The following is a 16,496-nucleotide window of genomic DNA, read 5'->3' as shown; positions in this document are numbered from 1 at the left end:
CATTCAAAAATCCGCTTGGAAAAACGCCCATTTCTTTGTAATCCACAGGGTTATCCACATTATCCACAGGTTATTCATGAAAATATTATCCACTTGTCATGAAAATAGGGTGTCTCCATTCGGGTTGAATTTATTCACTTTTGCATAGTTATTCACATTACGCACAAGGGCTGTGGATAACTTTTATCCACAGCCCTTGTGTATTTATTTATGAGTTTTATTTAAATATTTAAAATTAACTGACTTTTCTTCCAATATACACAACATGGGGGGAAACCCCTAAAACATATGGATTTTCCGCTGATTTTATTAATATCTGTATTATTTTATGCATCTCTTCATCTCCACGTTGCTTCCAATAATCCCTTTGTTCCCGCTGGAGCAATGAACTAATATTCGATGAACCGATCAGTTTAATCGTTTGGAAGCCATTATTCTCCATAAAAGGCTGAATGTCTTCAATATCAAAATAGTAAGCCCCCGTAAACCTTCCTTCATCACTGTGGTTAAATACTCCCGTATTCATGAATTCAGCTATTCCATCCGCACTATCGTTTGGCTTCCAATGGAGCGGGGCAAGCAGCGAGGTTATAACATGCCTAATTCTTGGCATAAAAGCTACGAACACAACTCCCGCTTGCTTTGTAACCCGGTACAGTTCTTTAACCGCGGCTGCTCGCTCTGGTTCCATTTGCAAGTGATACATAGGTCCCAGCATCAAGGAAGCATCAAATTGTTCAGCTCCAAAGCAGCTCAAATCCCTTGCATCCGCAACATGAAAGCCATTGAACCGTTCCAGCAAGCCACACTCTTCAGCCTTTTCCTGAGCCTGCTTCACAAGCTTAGGCGTTACGTCCGACAACGTAACCTTATAACCGCATTGAGCCAATCTCATTGCATATTTGCCAGGACCCGCTCCATTGTCCAGAATATGGCCTTGCTTGGGGAGATGCGCTTGGATAAAATGCCAATTCACAGTAAACTCAATCGGTTCGCGTTCAAGCCTTCCCCATTCGTCAAAAGTCTCATAATATGCAAGGATACGATCCTTTTCCGACATCCGCCCTCATCCCTCTCGCATTAACAAATATAACATTCGTTCTGTCGAAACGATGATGTAATGTCCGTATAAGCCAGCCGCATCCACTAACCTCACCAGAGCTAGCTGACTCAACCCAGTGAACTGGACCAGAAGCTTTTAAGGAATTGTAATTTCTACTTCCCCGGCATCAATTGAATCCCTTGCTTCCCCTTGAGCCTGCTCTTGTAAAAGATATTCGCGAACAGCTTGATTGCAAGCGGCCATATAGGCTTGCGCTACCGCCATCAGCACATCCCGATGAACAGCTACTCCTCTGAAATGATTGCCCTTCCAGCTTACAGTCACAATTGCCTCTCCGTTAGCCTCTTCGCCCGAAGACAAGGAGTACAGCTCCAGATCCGTAAAATCAACATGAACAGGAAGTGCTTGACTGATACCTGCGACCAGTGCCTCTACCGGACCTTCGCCGGTCCCCGAGAAGACAAGCTCATTGCCCTCTGCGTTGTCCTTAACGGTGCAGGAAGCCATCCGGTTTCCTGTTGTTCCCGTCAGTACTTGTGCCTGCACTAATGTATATGGCTCAAGCACCGTATTAACGGTATGACCAATCAGCTCCATCAGCTGATGATCTTGAACTACCTTTTGCCGATCGGCCAGCTCTTTAAATTTGATATACAGTGCTTCCATTTGTTCCTCTGTCGGATTCACACCAAATTGGCTTACACGATGCTTAATGGCATGACGTCCTGAATGCTTGCCCAGAATAATCATATTGCGAGGTACGCCAAGCCGATCCGGGTCCATAATTTCGTAAGTATTGCGATTTTTCAAAAGCCCATCCTGATGGATGCCAGCTTCGTGCTGAAAAGCATTTCGTCCCACAATTGGTTTATTAAAAGCAATCGGAAAGCTCATCGCACGGCTGACCTTTTGTGATACCTCGTAAATGTATGGTGTCTGAATCCCGGTCACAGCCCCCATTGCATCCTTACGAGTCTCAATTGCCATCACCAGCTCTTCCAAGGAGCAGTTCCCAGCACGTTCGCCTACACCGTTAACGGTCACTTCAACTTGAGTAACTCCAGCTTGAATCGCTGCAAGACTATTAGCAACTGCAAGCCCAAGATCATTATGACAATGAGCGCTGTACTCTACTCCCTTACCGCCGCGAACGTTGTTCATCACACGGGTAAACATCGCTCCGTATTCTTCAGGCAGAGCATAACCGACAGTATCCGGGATGTTAATGATCGTTGCTCCTTCCTGGATCACAGCTTCAATCATTTCAAACAAAAATTCATCTCCAGTTCTTGTTGCATCCATCGGTGAAAATTCAATTCGATCTACAAATTGCTTAGCATAAGCAACCATCGATCGGGCAATTTGAATAACCTGTTCTCTCGATTTTCGCAGCTGAAAGTCCAGATGAATATTGGACGAGGACAAAAACATATGCAGCCTCCGCCGTTCCGCAGCTTCCGTCGCCCGGACGGCTGAATCGATATCTTCCTTAACCGCTCGAGCAAATCCGCAAATCTCAACACCTGTAACCTCTTGAGAAATACGCTGTACGGCCATAAAGTCGCCTGGGCTGGAGATTGGAAAACCCGGCTCAATAACATCTACCCCTAGCTGTGCCAGTTGGCGAGCGATAACAATTTTCTGTTCGGGATGCAGCGATGCTCCCGGCGCTTGTTCACCGTCCCTAAGCGTCGTATCAAAAATATGGACTCTCTTTATTTCCTTAGCCTGACCCTTTGCTGTGCTTGCTTGGTTTGAGTTTACTTGGTTCATGTTCGTCATTTGTTATTCCTCCCAATTTTATTTACTATGATGGGCAACAAGCCCGAAGATTTGATTATAGTTTTTACCTAGAAGAACTATGGTGTAGCCCTCCTAAAGCCAGTGCGTTTGCCAGATTTGCAGCTTTTTTTTCAACAAAAAAAGCCCATCGTCTCTAGAAAAGAGACGACAGGCCTAAGCTGCCGCGGTACCACTCTTGTTGACCCCTTCCTTCGAAGGGCGTCCGCTTTGTGCAAAGTATGCAGGCCTCAAGCAGCGCTTATTTCGCAGCATTGAAACTTCTACTTCGCTCCCCGATCACGTGGGGATCCTCCGTTACAGCCTAACACCGGTGGTTCTACCGGTTTCAGCTCTACCGCTCCCGGGCGAGATTCGTGCCTCCCTTGACTGCGTTGCACCGATCCGCAGCTCTCTGGACAAGGGAAATGCTCTACTAGCTCCCGTTCTTCGCGTTTGTTGTTATGATGTTAATGCTAATTCCTATAACCAAAAAAGGCCTGTCATCTCTGTATAAGAGACGACAGACCTTATAGTCTTATCGCGGTACCACTCTCGTTGACCTCCGCATTATGCTGGAGATCCGCTTAGTGTACGGATGAATGAATTCATCAGCACTACCCTTTCACGGAGGCAAACCGTCAGAACTTATTTGCAGGTGCAGCGCTACACCGTTTCAGTTCCACCGCTCCCGGGCGAGCTTCATAGGCTTCTCTGACTGCGTTGCACCACCCGCAGCTCTCTGTACAGATTGGACCGACTACTGTTCCCGTTCTTCGCGTTTATGATATTGTTTGTTAGTATAGTATGCCTCTCATCCAATGTCAATGCATACGTTACAAAAACTTTTTTGAACGAGATAATCAAACATCAAATGCTTGTTCGGATAAACACTATTTTTCCTGCACCTAAAAACAAAAAAACAGCCATATGGACTGTCAATGATTGCTACGTAATTCTATTTTATCAACCCGCTCATTAAGCTGGTCGTAATCCGTTTCTACAAATCTTAACCTACGGTCTACCTTGTTAAAATTATTGGCGGTCTCTTTTCGAAAATCATTCATTTCCGATTTAAATTCATTCATTTCTTTTCGAAAATGCAGTAAATCATCTGATGTCGCATCTACCTTCGCACGAACCGCCTGCAGCTCGTACAATATTGCATTTAGCAGCTCTTTTTCATTCATTTCAGACATCCAATTCACCTCACTTATTCTAAATATTATACTACAACTTGAGGAGGCTGACACTAGCTATTTTTCCTCCCGCTAAATATGTACCCCAATTAAAAAAGCCCCAGCGCTCATGAATTTAATGAACACTGGAGCAAATCCCAAATATTGGGATAACTATCCTTCACTACCGATAAACACATACCTAAGCACGATAAGCACAGCCAACACCCACATCAACCAATGCACTTTATATTGCCCACGACCGCTAGCACTAGCAATGGAGGCCAAAACCACATAGGACACAATACCGAACGAGATACCATTTGCGATGTTATATGTAAAAGGCATGAATACGATGGTAAAGAAGGATGGGATCGCAACAACATAATCTTGGAAATCAACTTCCTTGATAGATTGCATCATCAGAACGCCTACTATGATTAGCGCCGCTGCAGTAGCCGACCCTGGAATTAGAGCCGCAATTGGAGCAAGGAACAACGCCAGCAAAAAGCACACGCCAGTAGTTACAGCAGTCAAGCCAGTACGCCCGCCTTGAGCAACGCCCGCAGCGCTCTCTACATATGCAGTTACAGTACTTGTACCCACCAGAGCGCCGCCACTGACCGCAATAGCATCAACCATCATAGCTTTGCCGACTTTTTTGTTGCCTTCCTCTTTATTTTTCATAAAGCCAGCACGGTTTGCGGTACCCACTAAAGTACCAAATGTATCGAACAGCTCCACAAAAGTAAAGGTTGCAATTACTGAAATAATTCCCACATTCATCAAACCTTTGAAATCAAATTGACCAAAGGCTAATTTACCCATGTCAGGTACCCAATTCGTTTTAGCATCAGTCAACATACCCAGGTTTACTTGACCCATAAAGTAGCCAACAACGGTTGTCAGCAAAATACCTAATAATATTGCACCGCGAACCCGCAGCACCATCAAAATCGAGATTAAAAACAAACCAATAATGCAAAGCAATACTCCAGGATCTTTAAGACTCCCCATATGGAAGACGGTTTCAAAAGAAAGCACATCCACAAACTTATGAGCAGGAATATCTTTAGTTGATTCCACAGCTACCGTAAGCAAACCGCTATTCTTCAAACCAATAATTGTAATAAACAACCCAATCCCTACCGTGATGGCATGCTTCAAGCTATCCGGCACTGCAACTAACAGCAATTGGCGTACCTTCGTAACCGTTAGTACAATAAAAATCAATCCGGAAATGAATACAGCAGCTAGTCCCATTTGAAACGTAAACTGACCTTGTGAAGATAGAATCACTGTAGCAAAATATGCATTTAAGCCCATCCCCGGAGCTAAAGCAACAGGAAAATTAACAAACAGGCCCATCGCAATGGTCATAACGCCTGCAGCAATAGCCGTTGCCAAAAACACCGCAGTCCAATCCATGCCCGTCGCACCAGATCCGAAATTACTTAGAATGTTCGGATTTACCGCGAGAATATACGCCATTGTCATGAACGTCGTTAAGCCTGCCATGATCTCCGTACGTACGGTAGTACCGTTTTCTTTTAGCTTGAAAAATCGATCCATCCCCAAATCCCTCCAAATGGTTTTTGGAACAACGAAATAAACTCAGCATGATCTCTCTGCTGAGCCCGCAAGCAAAGTCGGGACGGTAAGCACTTGCGCATACAGATGCACAGCAGGATGTGCCGTGAGCTCTGTTACACAGTGTACGTTAAACGTCTTCCGCTTTGTTTGTTCGTAGCCAGATCATTTACGGTGATCTCGTAGAGACTCCCAGGCCGATTCCCGAGATTATACGAAACTGTTATTCCCTTAATATTCATCACTTATTCTAAGAGCGATACCTTCACTTGTCAATTGCTTTTCCGAACATTCGGCAGTTTTTTTTTCTTCATGTTCGGTTTATTTATTAAAATCACTAGACATAGGGCATAAGAAAAAGCCGCTTCTTCCAAAAGAGGAAAGAAACGACTTTTCCCATCACTACTTACCTATTATTCCCACTCAATAGTAGCTGGCGGCTTGGAAGTAATGTCATAGACAATACGGTTTACATTATCCACTTCGTTAACAATACGCACCGATATTTTTTCAAGAACATCCCATGGAATACGTGCCCAATCGGCAGTCATACCATCGATGGAGGTTACTGCACGAATACCTACCGTGTAGGAATACGTGCGAGCATCTCCCATTACGCCAACACTTTTCATGTTTGGAAGTGCAGTGAAATACTGCCATATCTCGCGATCTAGACCCGCTTTGGCAATTTCATCACGCAGGATAGCATCGGATTCACGAACAATGGTCAGCTTCTCCTCAGTTACTTCACCCAGCACGCGGATTGCAAGACCCGGACCCGGGAATGGCTGACGCCATACGATTTCTGCTGGCAGGCCGCATTCTTCGCCTACTTTACGCACTTCATCTTTAAACAAAGCCTTCAACGGTTCAACCAGCTCGAATTTCATATCCTCTGGAAGACCGCCTACGTTATGATGCGACTTGATAGTATGTGCAGTAGCTGTTCCGCTCTCTACGATATCGGTATACAGCGTTCCTTGCGCCAAAAAGGCGAAATCATCAAACTGCTCCGATTCTTCCTCAAACACGCGAATGAATTCCGTTCCGATCAGCTTCCGCTTTTGTTCAGGATCATCTACTCCGGCAAGCTTACCCATAAAACGATCACGGGCATCGATTTTAACAACCTTCATATCGAATTTGCCAACAAAGGTTTCCATAACACCTTCCGCTTCCCCTTTGCGCAGCAAACCATGATCAATAAACATACATGTCAGTTGATCGCCAATTGCTTTGTGAAGCAATATTGCAACAACGGAAGAATCCACGCCGCCGCTAAGTGCACATAGCACCTTTTTGTCGCCGACTTGTGTACGGATATCACGAATTGTGTCCTCGATGAAGCTTTCCATACTCCACTGTCCCACACAACCGCATACTCGGTACAGGAAGTTATGAATCATGTCATTACCAAAAACGGAATGGCGAACCTCTGGATGAAATTGGACGCCAAATATATTTTTATCCGGGTGACTCATTGCTGCAACTGGAGCATGATCCGTGCTGGCATCAACAACAAAACCTGTAGGAAGTTCAACTACATGATCGCCATGGCTCATCCATACGGTTTGCTGCTTGTCCAAGCCATGGACTAACTGACAATGATCCGCAAAATCCACTTCTGCTTTGCCATATTCCCGTTTGGAGGCTCTTTCCACCTTGCCTTGAAGCTGATGAGCTATTAGCTGCATACCGTAACAAATACCGAAAATAGGGATACCCAGGTCATAGATGGCTGGATCAACAATCGGGGAGTTTTCTCCATACACGCTTGATGGTCCGCCAGAGAAAACAATTCCTTTAGGTGAAAGCTGCTTTAATTTGTCCGCGGTTGTATTGTAAGGCAGCAGCTCACTATACACTCCCAAATCACGAATCCGACGGGCTATGAGTTGATTGTACTGCCCTCCGAAATCTAATACGACAATAAGTTCATTCGGTTTATCCATAATTTCCTCCTAAGAGTTTTCTTTAGAAAACTTTCTTTCGTAAGCATTGACTGAGTTTTCGTTATAGAAAACTGACTTCGTACGCATCGGCTGAGTTTTCAATAGGCCACTTGCTTATTTATTAAGCAAATCCCTGCTTCAACTCCGCTCAACGCTCTGCTAAATCAATAGGTAATATTATAAGCTTCCTAATTAGAAAGGGCAATGCCTGTATGAGAAAACCTTTATTGCGATTCATTTATCTCCACTCCATTGAAAGGGCCATTAATCATTTATTATCATTCCATTTATCATTTACCATATAGATAGGTCCTACTATTAATAATACAGCATAACAACATATACACATACTAACCTTCATTTTTCAGATAATTCACACTTATCCACATAGTTATAAACAAATCAACCATAGTTATGCACATAATTAACATGGATATCAACAGCTATGCAACAATGAAAACAGCCTGTAGATTGGCTCCACAGGCTGTTTTTCAGTACACATAAATATCTCTATTCGCTTACATAAACTCATTGCGTACCGTTTGATGCCTTTTTAAACTCGCGCCAAGCTATTTGCAGCTGGCTGTATGTCACCCGTCCAGGTCCGTTGTGGTACCGGATAGCTTCCAATAGCCGTACCAGCCGAAGCAGTGCACTGCGCTGGGTATCCGTAGTGAACGGCCTTGTAAGCAGATACTCCCGCATCGTCTGAGATGCACCAGCAGCTCCCCACCGCCGTTGCAGCTTGTTCCATAAACGCTCTGATAAGCGCATGGCAGTCCAATTCCTCATAGTCCCTGAGAGGCTCGATGATTCTCGTTCTCGTTCACCAGCTCCGAGCCGCGAGTAAAAAATAGGCCTGCTACGATATTTTCTTATCCACATGTGGATAAGAAAAACCAAGAAAACTCCAATTACTATGCACAGGAATAAAGGTAACCAAGACTTCATCCACAAGACTATGCTGTGGAGAAGCGGGACAAGCTCCTTGGCATATGTGGGTAATACAGCAGCAAATCGGCGAAGCATGGGGATAATTTGCCCCAGCGACGGTACAAATTGAAGGAGGGCATAACCTCCTGATAAAGGCAGCTCGCCATCCGCTTTGTGTCCAACTCCATTGTCACTAGCAGAAGCAGAGTCTGCAGCCGTCTTAATTTGGAGTGCCTTACTCTCATTAAAGCCGGGTGTAGGATCGAAAGGTATCCACCCTGCTGCCGGGAAATAAACCTCCACCCACGAATGAGCATCTTTATTACGCACTTCCACGGTGTAAATAGAATCATTAAGCGGAGTTGATAAGCCGCTCACTTCCTCTGCTACAGCAGCGGCATCAAAAGATGCTGGCCGTTGAGCTACCGACGATGAAGCAGACCTCGTACTGGAATTAAGCTTTTCCACAGCAATGACCTCACCGGGTGCAAAGCCTTTTACCCAGCGTGCAGGAATTCCAATTGTCCGAAGCATAACGACCATAGCTGAAGAAAAATGATCGCAATAGCCTACTCCCTGCTCGAACAAAAACTGATCAACCAAATCTTGCCCAGCCGAGGGCGGTCTGCCCCGCTCCATACTGTAGGAGTAATTTTCCTGCAAAAATTGTTCGATAGCTTTTACCTTTTCATAAGAGGAATCCTTACTCTTTGTAATTTTCATAGCCAACTCCGCAACTCGTGACGGAAGTTTATCTGGGAGCTGTAAATATGTGTTTTTAAAAGCATCCGTTAATACATAATCAGCAGAGCTGTCCGCCAATGGCGGTAAAGGATTCCAGGCTAGCACCTGGACCTTATAAGAAGCAAGTGGATCCGCCATAGCTGGGAGAAGAACGCGGTCTGTCAGCTTGTTTTTCCATATCCATTCAGGTGAAATGGGCTCTCCCTCTTTGGAGATGAGCTCATCAATTTTAAACAATTCACCGCCAAGAAACAATTGGCTGTCGAGTCCATTTTGCCAAAGGGTCACCTCTTGATGCACGAGCGTTTTTGCTGTGCCGGTTGAGCTGTTCGAAGCCTGACTGTAAGAAGCAGCAGCTGTGATTGCCGAATCCATCAGGTTCTGAACAGGTTGGGAATACGTCTGTCCCCAGCCTTGTCCTGTATATATATTTTTAGCCTCACCTCGCCAGTAGGTAAGCTGGGTTGTACGTGCTGTAAAAGCAAAATGGTCATCAGGCTTCAAAGGAAAGCCAAGCTTGGAATCGTCTGCACCGTAGCCTGTTTTACGTCCATCAGCCGAATTACTTGATACATTCCATGCTGATAAGGGAAGCGCCTGCCGCCATTTATATACGTATTCAGACCAATCAACTGCCTTGCCTTCCCGTGGATGCTGCTCAGCTCCAATCCATGCCCCAAGCAAGCATAAGCCTGCAACAGTGAAGCTGGCTATCAAAGAAGCCACAGCGCCTCCTGCTATGCGATGTTTGGCAAGCGGTTGGACTCGGGGTGATTCTTGATACCAACGCAGCCAACGACCGGGTTGAAGCGAGCCCTGCAGCAGCAGCCCGGCTCCCGAAGCACTCAGCAGTGCAAGTGACATATCAATATCAAATATGAGCTGAAGCAGCACCAGATAAAATAAAGTCATCAGCACAAACCAACCGATCTGTTGACGCTCAGCAGCAAAAGAATGTACAACCCATATGAAAAACGACCAGCCTCCCAGGAACAGCATGGTCCGGGTTACAGGCTCAAGCTCCGAGAATCTCCCTTGCGCGATGTTGAGCGCATCTCCTGTGAGATCGCTCAGCCAGCCAGCCCACCAGCTTCCACCAGGCAGCCAGCTACCGCTATGCAGCACTGCTGCAGCTCCAATGATTACTATAGCCTTTAATGGCCATGCGGATCCTCCCGGTACGCGAAGCATATCGAGGACCAAAAACAGGCCAAAGGCGATCAAAAAGGGCGTAGTGCTGTACACTTCCGTGATGTCAGATAATCGCTCCAAGGGAATAATCCATTCTCGCAGAAGCCAGAACAGCAGCAGGGCGGATACAAGCCGCGCTGAGGCGGCTGGAATTCTGGAAGCTGCCTCAGGCAGCGGAGGCGCCGCTTTATATAACGGCGGCGGATCGATTGGCATCTGCGACATCGCCAGCACCTCCTTCGGCGGTGCGGCGGCTTAGCGCGCCGACCGCCGTAAACCGGCAGCGCGCGGCCCGAGCCTGCCGCCGCCACTGCTCCACAGCGTCCGGCCCATTGGCCTCGCTGTGGATGTACACCAGCTGCACGGCGCGTGAACGCAGCCGGCACAGCAAGTGCAGCAGCTGCTCATCCGGCTGTGCCGTGATGATGGCGATCCCGGCCCCTGGGCTGAGATGCAGCGTCTCCCGCTGCACCAACCCCGCCAGGGGGCGGTCGCCGTTGCACGGCAGCAGCGCGAGCAGCCGGAGCAGCTCAGGGAGGCGCTCTCGCCCCTGCGCCTCCAGGACACGGCCTTGCCGATCAGACGCGGCAAGGCGCACGGTCAAGCCAAGCTCCAGCGCGCGCTTGGCCAGCCCTGCCGCGGCCTCGATGGCCGATTCGAACGCGGCTGCGTTCGAGGGGCCTGCGGCCGCGTCGATACAGATGAGCAGCCGGTCCATGCCGGGCTGCTCCGACTCTTTGGCGCGCAGGGCACCTGCGCGCGCGGTTGCGCGCCAGTGGATCCGGCTTAGCGGATCCCCCGGCGCGTAGGGCCGCGTCCCGTAGATCAACGGGGACGAGGCCAGCCGCTGCAGCTGCTGCTGCCGACTGCGGCGCTGGAGTTCCCCTCCAGCGCCGTCCAGATTCGGCTGCAGAGGTCTTGGCCTGGGCAGCACCTGCAGCTCGTGCTCCCCAACCGGTACTTTCCGGCTGATATGCAGCAGCCCGAATGCATCGCTTATGCTGATCGTCATCGCTTCCAATCGGTACAAACCTCGCGGCAGACCCGGTATTACCGCATTTAGCTTAACAGCTCTCGACAAGGAAGGCCGATAGGTATCCTTAAAGACGACCTTCTCATCGGTTCCTATATGGCTCCAAATTTCCTCAATAGACAGCCAAACCGAGGGTATCGAAAAAAATCCACGAAAATGCATTCGCAGTTCCATCGTTATCGCTTCTCCGCTCCAGCAGCGGGAATGTTCAATAGACCGATGTACTCGGATCCTCGATGGGAAACTTATATACACCATACCAAGATAAACCAGCAGCGTCCCTATCCCATACGTACAAAGCCATGCCGACCGCCCTCCCTCATGAATTCCCCAATAGGCTGCGAGCAAGCCGCAAAGAATAAGGATCAACAGATTCAATACGTTATTAAACATAACGTTATCTCCTACTGTGCCGGCGCATAACGCCGTGAAGGTATCGGAGCACCCGCAATAATTCCATTCAATACAGCTTCACAGCTCGTATAAGACAATGCTGCATCCGCAGAGAGCAGCAATCGGTGCGCCAGAACTGACACCGCGAGCTGCTTGGCATCATCGGGTATGACGTAGCTGCGGCCGGACATGAACGCACGAGCCTGTGCCGCACGCATTAAAGCAATCGAAGCGCGAGGGCTCGCCCCAAGTGCCAAGTGAGGATGGTTCCGAGAAGCGGCCGTTATATTTACAATATAGCTTTTAACCGCATCATCCACATGTATCCGCAGCGCCTCCTTCTGTAGAGCCATGAACTCTTCGGGCAGCAGCAGCGGACGAAGCTGTGTAAGCGGGTGCCGCTCGGCAACACGGTTTAGCAGCTCAACCTCCTCACTTGGCTCAGGATACCCTAGTCGAAGCTTCATGAAAAACCTGTCCAGCTGAGCTTCCGGCAGCAGAAAGGTTCCTTCAAACTCAAAAGGATTTTGCGTAGCGAGAATGAAAAATGGCTCCGGCAGTGCATACGCCTCTCCGTCCACCGTTACGCATTTCTCCTCCATCGCCTCCAGCAGGGCAGCCTGAGTCCGAGGGGTGGTCCTATTGAGCTCATCCGCCAATATTAAATTAGCCATTAAGGGGCCGGGCCTGAATTCAAACCGGGCTGTCTGCTGATTATACATACTGCTTCCAGTCAAATCCGACGGCAGCAAATCCGGCGTACATTGAATCCTTTTAAAGCTACAATCGATTGTTCTGGCGAGGGCCCGGACAAGCATCGTTTTACCAACTCCCGGCACATCCTCCAGCAGCACATGTCCCCCGCATAAAAGAGCGATCAACAGCTTCTCTATGACATCTCGTTTGCCTATAATCACTTTTTCCATTTGATAGATTATTCGTTCCAATACTTCTTGCGGCTTGTCAAAATAAGATGAATGCACCTGCATAACCGAAATACCTCCTCATAGATCCCATTCTATGATTCTAGTATTTCCAGTCTTCAGTTCCTTTAGACAGCAATACCATTTACCTTGGTTCACATCATTTCAACCCTCTAATTCCCTGTGTGAGTATGGATAGCTAGAATCCAAAGGTGACCGCATACCCCCCGGTAAGTGCAACCTGGATTTGCATCCGCCCGTTGCCATTGTCCACCCCATCATTGATTATGTGACTGCCCAACAGCTCTACTGTCTTGAGAAGCGGTACATACACCGTTCCATTTCTTAATTCCATCTGCGGTAAATGATAGACCGTTTGCTTCTCTCCCTGATTCACGCGCATTTCATGATGAGAAAAATCATATTCGATCACGTGAGATCCATAATGAACAACAGCCGTACGCTGGCCTTCACGCCAATCCGCGTGACCTCCCATGGCTTCTATAAGGTTACGTACCGGTACCTGATAATTTCCACCAGTCAAGCGATATTGGCCTGGTTCAAAGAGCAGCCTGTCACTGCCCAAAATAACCTCCAACAGCTCGGACTGCAGCGATTGCTCCCTCACACTCCCATTCCCATCGAATGCCGTTCCCTCATACACCCGATACTCCTGTGAATTCAAGGTCTCCCCAGCTAACTGCTGCCCCTGTGGGCTCTCTATTTCTTTTTGTGCCAACTCCTGATCCTCTTCAGTACCCAATTCTTCGAATGCATGCCGTTGCTCTCCCGCTTCAGCTAAAAGTCTATTATGTAGCTCCGATCCAACTGACCGGTTCCATTTGATTTTTCCTGCTGAAAAATGAACAGGCTTCACCTGCGGACTGAGGGGTGCAAATGCATAGCCCTTGGCCTTAAACAACCGGATAATATCAGGCAGCGCCTTAACGGTTTGCTCATGTCCAGTCCCATCGTGCATTAGCAAAATGACTTGGTCGCCAAATGGACCGTTTTTTACAGTCTGGATTATTTCGCTTGCCGGAACCCCTACTCTTTTGGAATCCCCGCTGTCGATATTCCAATCATGCACCTCAAAGCCAGCTTGATCTAAATAATAAAAGTAAAAAGCATCAAAATTACCGAACGTCCCTCCAGGGGCTCGTATCAACCTCGTTTTCACACCCGCTGTCTCATCCAATGCCTGTTCGGTTTGTTCAATCTGCTTCCAGAACGACGCAACGCTGGTGTATAGCTCGTTATATTTATGATTGTAAGTATGATTGCCTATCGCATGCCCATCCTTCACAGCCTGCCTAACCTGCTCAGGATAGGTCTTGACCTGTTCACCCAGCATAAAGAAGGTCGCAAGCACACCCTCTTCCCGTAAAATATCCAGCACCTTGCCTGTCAGCTTACTTGGCCCGTCATCAAAAGTTAAATAGACCGTTGGTTGATCCGGCTGCACATAGGCTTTATCCGTCCATATCCGCTTTCCGGATTTTAATTGCTCATAAGCCTCCTGTCTCTCCTCATCATTGGCTGCAGCATACGCCCTAGAAACCGGTTCCACAAAATAGAGCAAGACTAGCATCAAGCTGAGAAACAGGCTGATACGCCGGAATAGATGAACATGAGGCAAGTTAGGCATGGTGAATCCCTCCGCATAATCTATTAATTTCAACTATCAGACTATATGGGAGATTTAGCGATCGTATGCATGAATTATTTTTTACAATTCAGGGTCTAGAATCCCTGTAATGCAGAACTAAAACCCTAATGCAAAAAGCCGAAGCAGGGGGCTGCTGATGCAGCTTCTACTTCGGCATTACTTTTCACAGACAACTATTCCTTAGCGGCCAACTTCCGAATATCGTCCATTGGCAATTCAAGCGTTTCGGCTACTTCTTCAGGTGTGAAACCTTTGCTGAGCATTTTAAGAACCGCTTTTTCGATTCCCTTCTCGATTCCTTTTTCAATCCCTTCCTCATAGCCCCATTTCTTCCAAGCCGGCATTAGCTCCATAATCGCTTCACCTTCTTCCGGATATTGTTCCCTAAATTCGCGAAGTATCGATTCTTCCTGCTCTTCATTGGGTTCAAAATACATATCAGCCACAGACATGATGAGTGCCAGACGTGCTCCATCCAGCTTCTTTTGCAATCTCAATATCATACGCAAGTAGGCAAGTCGCATCTCGCGCTTCTCTTTATTATTATAACCCATTTTGGCTAATAACGCTGCAGCTACCGGATTTTCTGAATCAATAAAGCGTCTCCATTCCTGCCGCTTCAATTCTACCTTGAGAAATTCAAAACGAAGAATGTCATGCCCAGGAATTGTCATGAGAAGTGTATTCGGTTCGTCCCTAATTTCATCCGCTGTAAAAATGGCAATAGGGATAACCAGCTTATATTCTTCACGATGCCGTTCAAACAACCGACTATAGTAAATAAACATCCGTTCATTGAACTTAGCCTGTTTGTATGACTGCGGCTCTAAATGAACCAATATATAGGCATCAAATTCTTTGTACCGGGTCTCCAGCAGCAAATCAAGCTGACGTGCTTCCTCCCCAACAACATCCACAAGCAGCTCCTGCATGAGAAATCTTGTTTTGCTATGGTCCAGCAGCTCACTCACTTCAGGAAAAAACAATTCAATAAATTCTGCGAAAAACGTCTGCAGCAGCTTCTTAAACGCTTCATCATGATTCTTGCTTGAATTCAAAATAAACTGAGGCTGCGCTTCGTTATCCTCGCTCATATTATTAATCCTTCCCCCTGTGAACACTGGGCAATATAATGACTTTTTATTATTTTAGCAAACATTTGTTCCTACGTAAATATTAGATATTACCTATTGCATCAGCTTATACAAATTTTGGATAGAACGGATTGATGCTTCTTGTTGATCTTCATTTCCTTCGTACTCCACAGCCAGCCAACCGTCATAATCAGCAGCCTTCAGCTGGGACAAAATAAATGGAAGATCTACATCCCCTTCCCCCGGTGCTTGGCCAACATAAATGTCTCCGCTTAGCGAGGTATAGCTTCTTCCCTGCGGATCGTTTTGAGCCATCTTTTTGAAATCTTTCAAGTGAACGTGGGATACTAAGGGCAGCAGCTGTCTAATCGCATCACTAGGATTTTCATCCACCAGCAGAAAGTTCCCGGTATCAAATGTGCTTCGCAAAGAATCAGAGCCAACCTCTCGGATAATGCCGCTCACCTGGCTGGCCTTTCCAGCGAAATGTCCGTGATTTTCCAAGCATAAGATTATGCCTTTCTCTTCAGCATAGGCCGCAGCTTCTTTCAGTCCTTCGATAATCCACACTTTGGCTTCCTCAAAGGTCAGTCCCTCAGCGCGGTCACCGGAAAAAATCCGGACTACCTTCGCACCCAGCAGCCTTGCCATATCAACACTTGTTAAAATGTCCTGGACCTGTGCTTTGCGCTTCGCCTCATCTCGTTGGGCCAGATTGTTGCAAGCACCAAAGCAGGCCAGCTTCAGGTTATTGCGCAGCAGCGCCTCCTGCACCTGAGGGATATCCGTATCGGCATTCCAAAACATACTCAACAGCTCGACGCCAGCAGCCTGGGTAGTTCCAACGAAATCGATAAAATCCGCATTTGACCACGTTTTATTATAAAAGTTTTGATGGCAGCTCCACACGCTTAATGCTATTTTCATCCCAAAACACTCCCTCTCCCACAGCAG

Annotated in this window: 11 protein-coding genes, 1 riboswitch and 1 other annotated feature; all 11 genes read right to left on the bottom strand. The window is 47.2% G+C overall.

The window, feature by feature from the left end:
- Positions 1–235: 235 nt before the first annotated feature.
- Entirely contained in the window at positions 236–1,060 is an 825-nt protein-coding gene (locus ACFQ0C_RS04830; RefSeq protein WP_379364459.1) for a class I SAM-dependent methyltransferase, read from the bottom strand.
- A gap of 138 nt (positions 1,061–1,198) precedes the next feature.
- Positions 1,199–2,836: a 2-isopropylmalate synthase gene (locus tag ACFQ0C_RS04825; protein WP_379364570.1), complete on the bottom strand. Its 1,638-nt coding sequence runs from the start codon at positions 2,834–2,836 to the stop codon at positions 1,199–1,201.
- 519 nt (positions 2,837–3,355) lie between these two features.
- Positions 3,356–3,628: a binding site (T-box leader), on the bottom strand.
- Between the two features lie 152 nt (positions 3,629–3,780).
- Positions 3,781–4,041: a hypothetical protein gene (locus tag ACFQ0C_RS04820; RefSeq protein ID WP_379364457.1), complete on the bottom strand. Its 261-nt coding sequence runs from the start codon at positions 4,039–4,041 to the stop codon at positions 3,781–3,783.
- Between the two features lie 153 nt (positions 4,042–4,194).
- On the bottom strand, positions 4,195–5,592 hold the full coding sequence (locus ACFQ0C_RS04815; protein ID WP_258217489.1) for an NCS2 family permease: 1,398 nt from the start codon (positions 5,590–5,592) through the stop codon (positions 4,195–4,197).
- Positions 5,593–5,747: 155 nt separating this feature from the next.
- Positions 5,748–5,848, bottom strand: a riboswitch (purine riboswitch).
- A gap of 175 nt (positions 5,849–6,023) precedes the next feature.
- The gene (gene guaA, locus ACFQ0C_RS04810; RefSeq protein ID WP_258217488.1) at positions 6,024–7,562 is read right to left on the bottom strand and encodes a glutamine-hydrolyzing GMP synthase; all 1,539 of its coding nucleotides are present in this window, start codon (positions 7,560–7,562) and stop codon (positions 6,024–6,026) included.
- Between the two features lie 528 nt (positions 7,563–8,090).
- The gene (locus ACFQ0C_RS04805) at positions 8,091–10,655 is read right to left on the bottom strand and encodes a transglutaminase TgpA family protein (RefSeq protein ID WP_379364454.1); all 2,565 of its coding nucleotides are present in this window, start codon (positions 10,653–10,655) and stop codon (positions 8,091–8,093) included.
- Entirely contained in the window at positions 10,618–11,442 is an 825-nt protein-coding gene (locus ACFQ0C_RS04800; protein WP_379364568.1) for a DUF58 domain-containing protein, read from the bottom strand. The genes ACFQ0C_RS04805 and ACFQ0C_RS04800 overlap by 38 nt, the downstream gene beginning before the upstream one ends.
- A 425-nt stretch (positions 11,443–11,867) precedes the next feature.
- Complete coding sequence (locus ACFQ0C_RS04795; RefSeq protein WP_379364452.1) at positions 11,868–12,845, bottom strand: AAA family ATPase; 978 nt, start codon at positions 12,843–12,845, stop codon at positions 11,868–11,870.
- Positions 12,846–12,978: 133 nt separating this feature from the next.
- The gene (locus ACFQ0C_RS04790) at positions 12,979–14,427 is read right to left on the bottom strand and encodes a polysaccharide deacetylase family protein (RefSeq protein WP_379364450.1); all 1,449 of its coding nucleotides are present in this window, start codon (positions 14,425–14,427) and stop codon (positions 12,979–12,981) included.
- A 194-nt stretch (positions 14,428–14,621) separates the two neighbouring features.
- Positions 14,622–15,542, bottom strand: coding sequence for an Rpn family recombination-promoting nuclease/putative transposase (locus ACFQ0C_RS04785; protein ID WP_258217484.1), 921 nt, complete (start codon positions 15,540–15,542; stop codon positions 14,622–14,624).
- Between the two features lie 93 nt (positions 15,543–15,635).
- Complete coding sequence (locus ACFQ0C_RS04780; RefSeq protein WP_379364447.1) at positions 15,636–16,469, bottom strand: sugar phosphate isomerase/epimerase family protein; 834 nt, start codon at positions 16,467–16,469, stop codon at positions 15,636–15,638.
- Between the last annotated feature and the right edge of the window lie 27 nt (positions 16,470–16,496).

The sequence above is a fragment of the Paenibacillus sp. GCM10027630 genome (assembly GCF_042676305.1).
GTDB lineage: Bacteria > Bacillota > Bacilli > Paenibacillales > NBRC-103111 > Paenibacillus_S.
This window is presented reverse-complemented; position numbering and strand designations above follow the sequence as displayed.